Here is a 13,095-nt window from a genome sequence, read left to right as displayed (position 1 = left end):
ATAAAATCGTTCAATAATTAGATAGAGTGTTCAACTAAAGAAAAGCAATCTAGAAATCGATTGCTTTTCTCTTTTATACTAAGTCCGCTAAACATTACAATGTTTGAAATGTTTCTTTAGTATCTTACTAACTAATTTGATATAAATGATGTTTACATTAACTCAGATACAGGACTCTCATGCCAGAGTAAAGAGCGGAGCTGATTTTCCTCAATACATAAGAGATTTGATAGAACTGGGTGTTCAAAAATATACTGTTTATGTAGTAGATGGGCATAGCGAGTATATTGGGACTGATACGCATGTTGTGTCGGATACAGAATATTCAGTGCTGGAAATCAATCCGAGAGTTGATCTTGAAAAATTTAAACATTCTTTAAAGATACATCAACAAGGAAAAACCGATTATTTTACTTTCTGCAAAGATGCCGCAGAAGCAGGAATCTGTCGTTGGACTGTAGATACCTTTGCAAAAACATGTACATATTATGATGAATTATCAAACCTGATAATAGAGGAAAATATTCCAATATGAATACTTCAACTGAAAAGAAAAATATCTGGCGACTCAACTAAAATACTTTAGAGTTTATTAATCTAATGCTGAGGTAATAACAATCGTTTCTCCTCAAAATTTATTGACTGTTTAGTCAAAGTCATTACATATTTATCACCATTTAAAGTCTCAAAATTGAGATAAACAAAACCATACAGTTGCGAGTAATAAAAGGTTGATTTACTTTCACCAATAGCAGTCTTGCCAATAGCAATAATCTCAAAACACTCAATATATTTGTTTGTAGCCTTCAATAGCCATGAAATTTTTCTATTTACTGTATATTTGTTTTTTACAGTAATTTTACTTTTCGTTTTAGATTTAAGCACTCTATGATAATAATCGCCGATGTTATTCAGCTCCCATTCCCAGGTGTGTCCAACTTTTAAAGGAAAATGTACGAGAGGAAACGGACAGAATTCTAAAATTGAATATTCGAGAAGGCGTGGTGGATGCAAAAATATTTCTTCCGATGTTATTTTCACTCCCGTAGTTTCAATGTGTGATTTATCTGTTGAGCTCCATGTGACAGACCAATGATATTGTGGTGTGAATTTTTGATTCTTACCATTAGGAATCTTCCATGGTTTACCGCTGCAATCGAGATGTAATTTGCTTTTTACAGTATCATTTTCTAAAATATGATAAACTTCGTATTCCAACTTCATGGGTTTATCGTAAATTTGTCCGAAGAGGTTTAATTGATTTATGGATACTATAAATATGGCGAATAAATATTTCATGCTTGTTTCTTTATTTCCAAAAATAACTAATATCCGCATTGCTTTGAACTAATCAGCTGCTTTAATCGTTCAATAAATAGAATAAAAATAATTGTATTATGAAAAAAGTAATTTTTACAGTACTTATTGTCACTTTGCTCTCGGCTTGTGGATCAGTGAATCTGAAAAGGTATAACTCTGCTCTTAAACAAATAGAGTTGGGAATGACGAAAGAACAAGTTGTGTCTCTGATGGGTGACGACTACACTACGGTTGAGAAGATAACTGTAGAGAACAAAGATTACGAAACTATCGAATATAAGGATATGTTTAAGAATCACTGGTTTTTTTCTTTTATAGACAATTCTCTTAACAAATGGTATAAAGAGGTAGAGCCTGAGAAATAAAACCCTTTATTTTTTTGTAGGTAAGTGTATTTTAGCAAGAGTCGATTGGTTTCAATCGGCTCTTACTTATCTGTAAAATCAGGATATGCTATTAATATTTTTTCCGAAAAAGGATTAACGATCTCAATATTCATAAATCTGAATAGATACTCAGGAACCGCCTCCTTTAGTATCGGTGGTATTTCAAAAAAGTCTTTCCCCGTATGATACATCGATATTAGTAATACAGGTTTATCTCTTTTAATTGTTTCTAAGCCACCTATTATTGCTGAATATTCGGCTCCTTCAATATCCATTTTTATTAATCCTACTGTACGCGATTTGCATTCACTATCGATAGTCGTTACTTCTATAGTCTGTTTCATCCGTTGATTATTGATAGTCGTCTGGTTTGTAGAGCTGCCCGACAGATGGTCGATGTCTACAAATATTTCGAGAGAAGAGTTCTTGTCACCCAAACCCTTCTTTACAGGAACAATCAATTCCGATTTATTACCTGCTATTGTTTTTTCCAGCAATTCAATATTTTCTTTCACAGGCTCATAAGCATAGACTTGTTTGGGACTATATTTCTTGGCAAACAACAATGCAGTATCCCCAATAAAGGCACCCACATCAAGAAAATCTTTTCCTGCAATATATCTGATTACACTTTCAGGCAAATATTTCAACCCATATTCGTGAATGAATACCGGTTCTTCAAACGAATTATGAGGTAAAAAATAATTCTTATCATCTAACGAAAGAGTATATCCACCGGCTATTTTAGTTGAGGATTGGTACAAATAATTCCTTCTTTTAAACATTTCTGTTTGTTCACTTGTAGCAACTGTTTGCTCATATCCCGGAATAACAGATTTCAGTCGGTTATCAATAAATGAAACAATTGTGCTTTCATCCTCTTGCGGATAGTAATGTTTTGTATCTAAACCGATACTGTTTTCGGTACAGTATTTTACAAAATCTGTGGCAAATGGGTATAAAGGCTGTAAAGGGAACTTACCTTTTTTTCTTTTATTCTGCTTATAGTGTATATAGACGGAGTATACAGGATTGAACGGGTGGAATATTATCTGCCGTATCCATTTAGGAAAATATTGTTTTATTTTATATAGCTTATCGGCCGATGTTCTCGCTTGTTGATTAGATAGTTGTTTCTCATCGATAAGCTGAGTCATTCGTTGGATAATGTAATCTCTGTTAATTAACATTCTTATAATTTTAGTGTAATGATTTTCATAGTTTTATGTATAAACATGGAGTAAATGTACAAAATTTAATTATTCTAAAATTACTCTTTTTCCTATTTCTTCTAAGAACCGATAAAATCTATCATCAAAAAATAGGTATATTTGTCATATAAAATATAATTATAACCTATGAAGAAGATATTCAGTTTATTCGCTATTGGTTTGTTAACAGCAAGCCTGTGTGCACAGAGATTGGAACTTAAAGATATAACAGCCGGAAAATATGCCCAGCGTAGTGTACAGCCTGTAACCTCGTCTGCTGACGGTGAATCCTATTTTCAGGTAGATAGTAAGAATACGATGATTATAAAATATTCTTACAAGACCGGATTACCTACGGACACAGTGTTCGATGTCAATAAGGCTCGCGATTGCACGTTCAAATCTTTTCAGGGTTTTGTGATGAGTCCTGATGAAAAGCGCTTACTTGTTTACAACGATTACGAATCTCTTTATCGACATTCGTTCAAGGCTAATTATTATTACTATGATATTCGTCGGAATCTGGTACGGAAATTGACTCAAAATCCGTCGAAACAATCCATACCTACATTTTCGCGCGATGGTCGGATGCTGGCTTATGTATCGGATAACAATATATGGCTGGCGAAATTTGACTTCGATACCGAATCGCAGGTAACTAAAGATGGGGCAATAGGGAAAATTATAAATGGAGCTACTGACTGGGTTTATGAAGAAGAATTCGGAACAACATGTCTGATGGATTTCTCGGCTGATAGCCGTTTGCTCGCTTTTGTTCGTTTCGATGAAACGGAAGTTCCCGAATTTTCATTCCAATTATACGCAGATAGACTATATCCTGATTTATTCTCATTCAAATATCCAAAAGCAGGAGAGGCAAACTCTAAAATATCGTGTAATGTATTCGATATAGATGCAAAGACTATTCGCAAAATGAATCTCCCTACTAATAATGTAGAATATATTCCACGTATAGAATTTCTGCCCGCAGGAGACGAATTGGCTGTAATGACTCTCAATCGTGAACAAAACGATTTTAGCATGTATTATGCGAATGCTCGTTCGGCTGTTGCCCGTCAGATACTACACGAGAAGAACGATCGTTATATCGACTCTGAGCTGCTAAATACGATACAGTTTTTTGGTAACCAGTTTACTTATATCAGCGAAAAGAGTGGTTATAGCCATATCTATTTATACGAAAGTACTGGTGTGTTGCAAAAAACACTGACCTCGGGCAATTATGATGTGACAAAACTTCTGGCTGTCGACCCTGTAACTAAAGCTGTATTCTTCGAATCGGCAGAGGAAGGGGCTCTGTACCGTTCGATATACAAAGTTGATATGGTGAAAGGAATCAAAACAAAGCTGACAAATAAGCAAGGAACTAATAGTGCTACTTTCAGTCAAAATGGGAAATATTTTATCAACAGATATTCGAATACTACCACACCTGCACAGATTACGATGAATGATGCAGCAGGAAAAGAATTACGGGTTCTCGAAGCAAATACCAATTTGCAGAATTCATTGGCAGCTCTTCGTATACCTAAAAAAGAATTTATAACAGTGAAGGCTGCTGACGGTACAGACCTGAATGCTTATATCGTGAAGCCGGCCGATTTCAATGCTTCGCGTAAATATCCATTAGTAATGGTACAATATAGCGGACCTAACTCGCAGGAAGTACAAGACAAATTCGGTATCGACTGGACGGATTATCTTACAACACAAGGTTTCATCGTTGCAGCAGTAGATGGTCGTGGTACAGGTGCTCGTGGCGAAGATTTCCGCAAGTGTACTTATCTGAATCTGGGTATTAAAGAATCTGACGATCAGGTTGCCGCCGCACAGTATTTCGGGTCGCTGTCGTATATCGATAAAGATAAAATTGCCATCTGGGGATGGAGCTATGGCGGATATAATGTGCTGATGAGCATGAGCCGTGGCAATGGAATATTTAAGGCGGGTGTGGCTATCGCACCTGTTACAGACTGGAAATTTTATGATACGGTATATGCTGAACGTTTTATGCGTACACCGCAACAAAATATGGACGGATATAATGCAGGTTCTCCGATCAAATTGGCAAGTCAACTGCAAGGAAATCTATTACTTATACATGGTTCGGCAGACGATAATGTGCATTTTCAGAATTCGATGGACTATGTTAATGCCCTTGTTAAAGCGAACAAACAATTTGATATGTTTGTTTTTACAGACAAGGATCATTCTATAGGAGGAGCTGCCAATCGAACTTATTTGTTTGAAAAGGTAACTAAGTTCCTCAAAACAAATATGTAACAAATAATTATCAATGGAACACGTAAAAAAACCTGATTGGCTTAAAATAAAGCTGGGTGGGAACGAACGATACACCCAAACAAAAAATATTGTAGAGTCTCATAAATTACATACGATCTGTACCAGTGGCAGATGCCCTAATATGGGCGAATGCTGGGAACGTGGTACAGCAACCTTTATGATTGCAGGCGATATCTGTACACGCTCGTGTAAATTTTGTAATACAAAAACGGGTAGGCCATTAGCTTTGGACAAAAACGAGCCTGCCAATGTAGCCGAATCTATACGATTGATGGGTTTACGCCATGCAGTAGTAACTTCTGTGGACAGAGACGATCTTCGCGATTTGGGTGCAGATCATTGGGTGCAGACCATCCAAAAGATTAAAGAAGAAAATCCGAATACGACATTAGAGGTGCTTGTTCCTGATTTTAAAGGTAGGGTTGAGCTAGTTGATATGATTTGCGACGCTGCTCCGAATATTATATCACACAATATGGAGACCGTAAGACGCCTCACACCTCAGGTGAGAAGTGCAGCTAAGTATGATGTAAGCCTTAAAGTATTGAAACGAATAGCAGAGAGAGGATGTAAAGCCAAATCGGGCGTTATGCTCGGACTGGGGGAGACCATCGATGAGGTACTTCAACTGATGGACGATCTTCGTGCTGTCGATTGCTCGGTACTAACTATGGGGCAATATCTTCAGCCGTCACGCCAGCATCTTCCGGTAGTAGAATATATACATCCGAATACGTTTAAAGAGTTGAAAGAAGTAGCTTACAGCAAAGGTTTTAAACATGTAGAGAGTGGTCCGCTTGTACGTTCTTCTTATCATGCCGAGAATTCGCTGTAAGATTCACACACACACACACACTCTCTCTCTCTTGTCATTGAGGGCTTGCATTGTAATTTTACTTTGTTATCCCGAAACGTAGTGAGAGATCTATTCTTAAAATAAAAAAACGCATATCCTTAAAAGATATGCGTTTTTCTTATATGCTTTGGCTATTATTTTTTACCGTTTAGTTTTTCTTCTAATTTAGACAACCTGTCTTCTAAGGCTGTATTTCTTTCCTGTTCGGTTTTTAATAAACGTTCGTAAAGTTCAATAACTTTGTCTAATTCATTAAAAGTATTTGTGCTGGAATCATCTGATGCAACATTAATTTTAGCATTATCGTTAACACTCTCGAACGTATTATTTTCGATATAGATAGCAACAGGGTCTTCTTCGAGCATCTTAATCACATCTACGGAAATATCCAGAGCCTTTGCAAACTTTTGCAGGATCTCTTCATCCAGTTCTTCCATTTGCTCATACTTAGATATAACTTGTTGGCTTAATTCCAATTCGTGAGCTATGGCTTGTTGTTTAATGCCACGCGACTGACGCAGTCGTTTTACATTATGACCGTGATGTACTTTCTTTCCTGTTATGTCTTTCGTTTCCATTGGTGTAATTTTTTTATAATAACAAATATACAAATGAAATATTGAGTTGATAGCAAAAGTAAACAAAAAAGTTAAAGGCGTAGTAATTACTACGCCTTGCATGGTACTTTACAATACTTTATAGGTAGTCTTAAATAAAAAATCTTTTTTTCTTTGTTGAAATTTTAATTAAGCATCGCCAAAACATTCACTACACCAACCTTACCTGTATGAAGTCTTTGCTAGCAAAAGACATTTAGAAAGAGATTAATCATTTGATTAGTCTCTTTCTGTTTTAATTTATTATTGTTTGGATAATGTCCAATGGTCTATTGCAATGTCAGTTAATTTAACTTAATTTTACATTTTGGTTTTAAAAATTAATTTAATTGAAATAGTATGAGAAAGACATTTTTATTAATTGTGCTTATTTTTTCTTGCATAAACATATTAGCACAAGGAAATCAGTTTGTTGGTACGAACGATGAGTCATTACCTTTAGGATGGGGTACTAGACTTTATTTTGCAGGAAATGCACTTAACTCTGATGATATATGGATTGCAAAATATAATGTTGCCACTAATCAGACTGATTTACGAGTGAATATTGCCGATGATATTGCAAATAGTGACAGATTTGTTGTTGGAGGGCGTTATTATGGTGATGGAAAATGGTATGAGAGATTTATTGTAACAGCATCAGGAACAGTCGGAATAGGTGTTGCATATCCCAATTGTGCACTAGATGTTAAAGGAGAGATAAAAGCTGATAAACTAACTGTCGCCGGCGATATCAATGCTCGTCAAGTGAAAATAGAAATCAATGCAGGAGCCGATTTTGTTTTTCAGCCTGATTATAATCTCAAACCCTTATCAGAAGTCGAACAATTTGTAAAAACAAATAAGCACTTACCCGAAATTCCATCCGAGAAGCAAATGATTGAAGAAGGCGTAAATGTAATAGATATGCAAATAAAGCTATTGCAAAAGATAGAAGAGTTGACATTGTACACTATAGATCTCAACAAACAAGTTCAAGAATTAAAGAAAGAATTATACCTTAAAAAATAAAGAATTATGAAGAAAATATTAATTATAGCTGTTGCAATTATATTTTTCACACTAGCAGGCAAGGCTCAGAATATTTATAATACAGATGGTATTCTTATTGGAAATCGAACTATAACTATGAATACAAATAGTCTGACATTTCTAAATGAAGGTAGTGCTCTATCTGTGGGAAATAGTTCTCAAATGTCGGGATTTTTATTGAAAGGTTCGACTGGAGGGAAATTTTTGGATAAAGGTGTCGGATTAGAATTTGCATTACCAGCAGACACTGATGGTAGTAATTTTTGGAGCTTTGGGAGAATAATGACAGTTCCTGGAAATACTTATACACGTAATGCCACGGGAAAAATGGTATTCGGTACCCGAAGGATGTTTAATAAATATAACTCTGGAAGCCAATGGTATTTTGGAGATGACCTTACCATTGATGGAGTTGGTAATATTGGTATCGGAACATTAACTCCACAATCCAAACTTGATGTACGAGGAAAAATTATCGCCGATGAAGTACAAATCAAAGTAAATACGGGTGCCGATTTTGTTTTCGAATCCGAATACAATTTAAAACCCTTATCAGAAGTCGAACAATTCGTAAAGACAAATAAACATCTTCCCGAAATTCCATCCGAGAAGCAAATGATTGAAGAAGGCGTAAATGTAACAGATATGCAAATAAAGCTATTGCAAAAGATAGAAGAATTGACTCTGTATATGATAGAGCAAAATAAACAAATAAAAGAACTTAAAGAAGAGAATCTAGAAATAAGAAAACTACTTAAATAATATATTATGAGAAATACATTTTTAGCATTAGCTTTCATTACATCTTTCAGTGTATTATCCAAAGCGCAAACAATAGCTCCTGAACACGATATACCTATTGGTCAAACCACTCAAATAACGGATTGGAATACCCTTCGCAGATCCGGTTTTTACGATTGTGACGCCGCAAAGACGCTGAATGCACCGAACAATAATTCTGGTTGGTTTTGGGGATTAAATATAGGGCATTCTGCCAATATACAAACAAATACTCAGTCTGGTCGCCCTTATTATTATAATGGGCAGATACTTATGGGGCTTAACCAAAGTGCGACCGGATTGCCATCCATGTATATTCGCAGTACTAATCAAGCTGGAGAAGGAGCATGGGCAAAGGTACTACACGATCAAGGAGAGCAAACTATTAAAGGTACTTTAAAAGTTGAAAACGGAATAACTCTGAAAAATGACGCACAAAACTCTGCTGCCTATGAAGCATATGGAGGTGGAATTATATTTGGAGAGGGATCGAATGGCAATGGTGACGGTATTTATATGGCAAGATATAATATCAAACAAGATATGTCCGAACTAAGAATTAATATTGGTGACGATAATAATGATAAATTTATTGTAGGACGAAAATTTTGGGATCAAACATCCTTTACTCCAATGCTTGTTGTTAAAACTGCAGGAGAAGGGCTTGTAGGGATAGGTGGTATTTATGAGCCTCGCTCTGCACTAGATGTTAAAGGAGAGATAAAAGCTGATAAACTAACTGTCGCCGGCGATATCAATGCTCGTCAAGTGAAAATAGAAATCAATGCAGGAGCGGACTTTGTTTTTCAGCCTGATTATAATCTCAAACCCTTATCAGAAGTCGAACAATTTGTAAAGACAAATAAACATCTCCCCGAAATACCTTCCGAAAGGCAAATGATTGAAGAAGGTGTAAATGTAACAGATATGCAAATAAAGCTATTGCAAAAGATAGAAGAATTGACTTTGTATATGATAGAGCAAAATAAACAAATAAAAGAACTGAAAGAAGAGAATCTAGAAATAAGAAAACTACTTAAATAATATATTATGAAGAAGACATCTTTCCTGATATTGATATTCATCAGCCTTTTTGCAATAGATGGCAAGTCACAAACTGCACCTGAAACACCTGTTATTCAAACCAGTCAAATAACAGATTGGAATACACTTCGTAGATCGGGATTTTACGATTGTGACGTCACCAAAACGCCAAATGCACCAAATAAGAACTTTAATTGGTTTTGGGGATTAAATATCGGGCATTCAGTTAATATAGATAAAAGTGTTTCTACGATACCATACTATTATAATGCTCAGATACTAATGGGAATAAATTCGCATGCAGCGGGATTACCATCCATGTATATACGAAGTACTAATAAAGAAGGATTAGGTTTATGGGCAAAAGTACTACATGATCAGGGTACACAAATAATAAATGGAGGATTGGTCGTTCAGGACGATTTTATAATACAAACAGGAGTAAATAATTCCACACCACTAGGTGAATACGGCAAAAAACTCTATTTCGGTAGTGGATCTAATGATAATAATGATGCTATATGGATTTCCAGATATAATTTAGCGGCTGATGAATCAGAATTAAGGATAAATGTTGGAGATGACAAAAGTGATAGATTTGTAGTAGGTAATAGTTACCATACAGATGGTAAGTGGAGGGGCTTCTTAACTGTGCAGACCTCAGGAGTAGTGACAGTTGGATCGCAGGATTTAGGAGGGAATCTAGAAGTTAATGGTGTTATCCGTGCTAAAGAAGTAAAAATAGAAGCAACTAACTGGCCTGATTATGTTTTTAATAAAGAATATAATTTGCCGACATTGAAAGAGGTAGAAGAACACATCAAAGAATATAATCATCTACCTAATATTCCATCCGAAACTGAGGTAAAAGAGAAAGGTGTAGACTTAGGTGATATGCAAGCGAAGTTACTGCAAAAGATAGAAGAATTGACATTGTATATGATAGAGCAAGATAAGGAAAATAAAGAACAGAGAAAATTAATAGAAGTGCAATCGGAGCAAATTAAACATCTGCAAGAGTTAGTAGGTAGCACAAAATAAATTACTTGTAAATAAAAACGCGTATATCTTTTGAGATATACGCGTTTTGCTTTTTATAATCTAGTTCTTATTTAAAATAAGAAGCATCCATTATTTTAAATTCAGGTTCGTCGGCTTTGCGAATAGATACACTTACGTTATCCCATTGCGTAGGCCATCCACCTAGTACAGCACCCAGTCTTACAATCTTCACAGGATGGTAACCTTTTGCTAAAGCAATCGATTTATCGTTGCGAGAAAATCTTCGGGCAGTAGGTGTGCCTTCATCGTTCGTGATTAATTGTTTGTCACCAAGCCACATCTCTGCATCAGTACTGAAATAATATACACCATCTTCAGGAATATTGATATATCCTGTCAATATAGTCGAATATAAATCTTCAGAATATACTTCCATATAGCCTTTAATACGGTACTTAGATTCTTGAGGAGAAGCTACAACGCCAGTCTCATCAGGAGTTTTTCTATCCAGATCACTAACTTTTAATGCATTTCCTTTGTAATATTCTACAACAAGACCCGGTTTGGCATCTTTAGCTTTTTCTACACTTGGAACATAAGTTTGTTTTTCTAATGTAATAGTACGAGTCTTGCTCATCTTATCAGATAGAAGAACAGAACGTATCTTCAATGTCGTATTTTCAGTAAATACTAAAGGTTTTTCGTATGGTGCCGATTCCAAAGTCGGTTCGCTGCCATCTGTTGTATATACCATTCTTGCAGGCTCGGTAGTCTTGAACTCGAGTGTAGTACTGTCGGTAAACGCTACGAAGTTGCTCGATGGTGCTCCAACTTGCTCAGGCATCGGTATATAATAATTTATATTGTGCATATCGAGGCGCACACGTTGGTTTTCGATACGACGCTCGAAGTCTTTATAATCTTTTCTGTCCTTAGCAGACCATGTTACTTCGGCAAGCGCTATAATACGAGGATATATATCGAATTCCATATCATCTTGCGTATAATTATACTCGTTCCACATGTTTGCTTGCGCACCAAGTATATGTTTTGTCTTATCAGCATCCAGTTTATCAGGGATAGGCTCATAGCTGTATGTTTTAGCTAGGGTAGTAAGTCCTCCGATTGTAACAGGAAGTACTTTAGAATCGCCTTGATAATGGTCGAAATATAACCAACCGCCCGGAGTCATAATCACATCATGCCCCATGTTTCCTGCATCTATACCACCTTGTTCGCCTCTCCAACTCATAACCGTGGCTGTAGGAGCTAACCCTCCTTCAAGAATTTCGTCCCAACCGATCATTTTTTTATTGTGCGTTAATAAGAATTTTTCGATACGTTGAACAAAGTAGCTTTGAAGTCTTTCTTCAGCAGAATGATCTTTATCCGATTTTAAACCAAGTTCTTTAATGCGTGCCTGACATTTAGGGCATTCTTTCCAACGATCTTTAGGACACTCGTCGCCTCCGATGTGGAAATAATCACTTTCGAACAAAGGAATAACCTCTGTCAGTACATCTTCAAGAAATGCAAATACAGAATCGTTGCCAGCACAGTATACATCTGTGGCTACTCCCCAATAGTTGCGTACATCTATTTGTTTTCCTGTGCACGAAAGTTCAGGATATGCACTTATAGCGGCAACACCATGACCGGGTAATTCTATTTCGGGTATAACTTCAATAAAACGTTCTTTAGCATAAGCCACAATATCTTTCACTTCGTCTTGTGTATAGAAGTTAGGGCCTACAGTATTGCCTTCTCCTTCCACTCTTTTTGCTCCGATCTCGGTTAGCTTAGGATATTTTTTTATCTCTATTCTCCAGCCTTGGTCTTCAGTCAAGTGCCAGTGGAATTTATTAATTTTGAACATAGCCAACACATCGAGCTGTTTTTTGATGAAATCGATATCTGCAAAATGACGGCAAACGTCTAAGTGCATGCCACGATAAGAGAAACGAGGCTCGTCTTTAACTTTCACCGCAGGAATGTTCCATGCAATGTTTTTGATACGTACAGGACTTTCTATTTCGGCAGGGAGTAATTGCAGAACAGTTTGCATGCCATAGAAAATACCTTGTGGTGTTTTGGCTTGTATATCGATACCGTTAGCTGTTACTTCCAGCAAATAGCCTTCGTTATTTACAGGAGCGTTGGCATCGATAGATAGAGTGATGTAGTTCATCGCAGGCTTGTCTTTTTCTATTTTAAGATCGAAGCCGGTTGAATTTTTGATTTTAGCAGCAAAAAATGCAGCTACTTTGTTTACATTTTCATCTTCCGATACAAATACTGTACCTTTCGATAAGTTGAAAATTCCTTCATTTTGGGTCAGTTCCAGAGGGGTAGGTGTTACGTTTATACCCTCATTGTAAGGTTTCTGTACAAGTGGTTCGTTATTTCCACACGATGATACTAGCAATGCTAATGCCATAGAAACCATTGGTATTAATTTTTTCATGGGCGTAAAAAGGTTTTTTAATTTAGCTTTTGCAAATATATAATTCTTTAGGTTAGTA

Annotated in this window: 12 protein-coding genes; 8 read left to right on the top strand and 4 right to left on the bottom strand. The window is 36.1% G+C overall.

Annotated elements, in window-relative coordinates; translation table 11 throughout:
- The first annotated feature begins 145 nt into the window (after nt 1–145).
- Complete coding sequence (locus G7Y56_RS08335) at nt 146–535, top strand: DUF1398 domain-containing protein (RefSeq protein ID WP_255498688.1); 390 nt, start codon at nt 146–148, stop codon at nt 533–535.
- 62 nt (nt 536–597) lie between these two features.
- Here the strand turns inward: G7Y56_RS08335 and G7Y56_RS08330 are convergent, their stop codons facing one another.
- Nucleotides 598–1,299, bottom strand: a complete 702-nt coding sequence (locus G7Y56_RS08330; protein WP_165042658.1) for a hypothetical protein — start codon at nt 1,297–1,299, stop codon at nt 598–600.
- A 98-nt stretch (nt 1,300–1,397) separates the two neighbouring features.
- Between G7Y56_RS08330 and G7Y56_RS08325 the strand changes: the two genes are divergently transcribed.
- Entirely contained in the window at nt 1,398–1,685 is a 288-nt protein-coding gene (locus G7Y56_RS08325) for a hypothetical protein (RefSeq protein ID WP_165025346.1), read from the top strand.
- A 62-nt stretch (nt 1,686–1,747) separates the two neighbouring features.
- Here the strand turns inward: G7Y56_RS08325 and G7Y56_RS08320 are convergent, their stop codons facing one another.
- The gene (locus G7Y56_RS08320) at nt 1,748–2,896 is read right to left on the bottom strand and encodes an FkbM family methyltransferase (protein ID WP_165042656.1); all 1,149 of its coding nucleotides are present in this window, start codon (nt 2,894–2,896) and stop codon (nt 1,748–1,750) included.
- Nucleotides 2,897–3,064: 168 nt separating this feature from the next.
- On the opposite strand from G7Y56_RS08320, the gene G7Y56_RS08315 reads away from it, so the two are divergent.
- Both G7Y56_RS08315 and lipA read left to right on the top strand, forming a co-directional pair.
- Nucleotides 3,065–5,221, top strand: a complete 2,157-nt coding sequence (locus G7Y56_RS08315; RefSeq protein ID WP_165042654.1) for a S9 family peptidase — start codon at nt 3,065–3,067, stop codon at nt 5,219–5,221.
- Nucleotides 5,222–5,234: 13 nt separating this feature from the next.
- Nucleotides 5,235–6,077, top strand: coding sequence for a lipoyl synthase (lipA, locus tag G7Y56_RS08310; RefSeq protein WP_165025354.1), 843 nt, complete (start codon nt 5,235–5,237; stop codon nt 6,075–6,077).
- A 155-nt stretch (nt 6,078–6,232) separates the two neighbouring features.
- On the opposite strand, the gene G7Y56_RS08305 is transcribed toward lipA, so the two are convergent.
- A complete protein-coding gene (locus G7Y56_RS08305) occupies nt 6,233–6,676 on the bottom strand; it encodes a helix-turn-helix domain-containing protein (RefSeq protein ID WP_165042652.1) in 444 nt (147 codons plus the stop codon).
- Nucleotides 6,677–7,054: 378 nt separating this feature from the next.
- Here G7Y56_RS08305 and G7Y56_RS18570 point away from each other — a divergent pair, with 378 nt between their 5' ends.
- The 4 genes from G7Y56_RS18570 to G7Y56_RS08285 are packed head-to-tail and all read left to right on the top strand — an operon-like array spanning nt 7,055 to nt 10,612.
- Nucleotides 7,055–7,726, top strand: coding sequence for a hypothetical protein (locus tag G7Y56_RS18570; RefSeq protein WP_255498687.1), 672 nt, complete (start codon nt 7,055–7,057; stop codon nt 7,724–7,726).
- Between the two features lie 6 nt (nt 7,727–7,732).
- Nucleotides 7,733–8,509, top strand: a complete 777-nt coding sequence (locus tag G7Y56_RS18565) for a hypothetical protein (protein WP_255498686.1) — start codon at nt 7,733–7,735, stop codon at nt 8,507–8,509.
- A gap of 6 nt (nt 8,510–8,515) precedes the next feature.
- Nucleotides 8,516–9,571, top strand: a complete 1,056-nt coding sequence (locus tag G7Y56_RS18455) for a pyocin knob domain-containing protein (protein ID WP_185153987.1) — start codon at nt 8,516–8,518, stop codon at nt 9,569–9,571.
- A 6-nt stretch (nt 9,572–9,577) separates the two neighbouring features.
- Complete coding sequence (locus G7Y56_RS08285; protein ID WP_165025363.1) at nt 9,578–10,612, top strand: hypothetical protein; 1,035 nt, start codon at nt 9,578–9,580, stop codon at nt 10,610–10,612.
- Nucleotides 10,613–10,679: 67 nt separating this feature from the next.
- Here the strand turns inward: G7Y56_RS08285 and G7Y56_RS08280 are convergent, their stop codons facing one another.
- The gene (locus G7Y56_RS08280; protein ID WP_165042650.1) at nt 10,680–13,037 is read right to left on the bottom strand and encodes a family 20 glycosylhydrolase; all 2,358 of its coding nucleotides are present in this window, start codon (nt 13,035–13,037) and stop codon (nt 10,680–10,682) included.
- Between the last annotated feature and the right edge of the window lie 58 nt (nt 13,038–13,095).

This window comes from Dysgonomonas sp. ZJ709, assembly GCF_011039195.1.
GTDB lineage: Bacteria > Bacteroidota > Bacteroidia > Bacteroidales > Dysgonomonadaceae > Dysgonomonas.
This window is presented reverse-complemented; position numbering and strand designations above follow the sequence as displayed.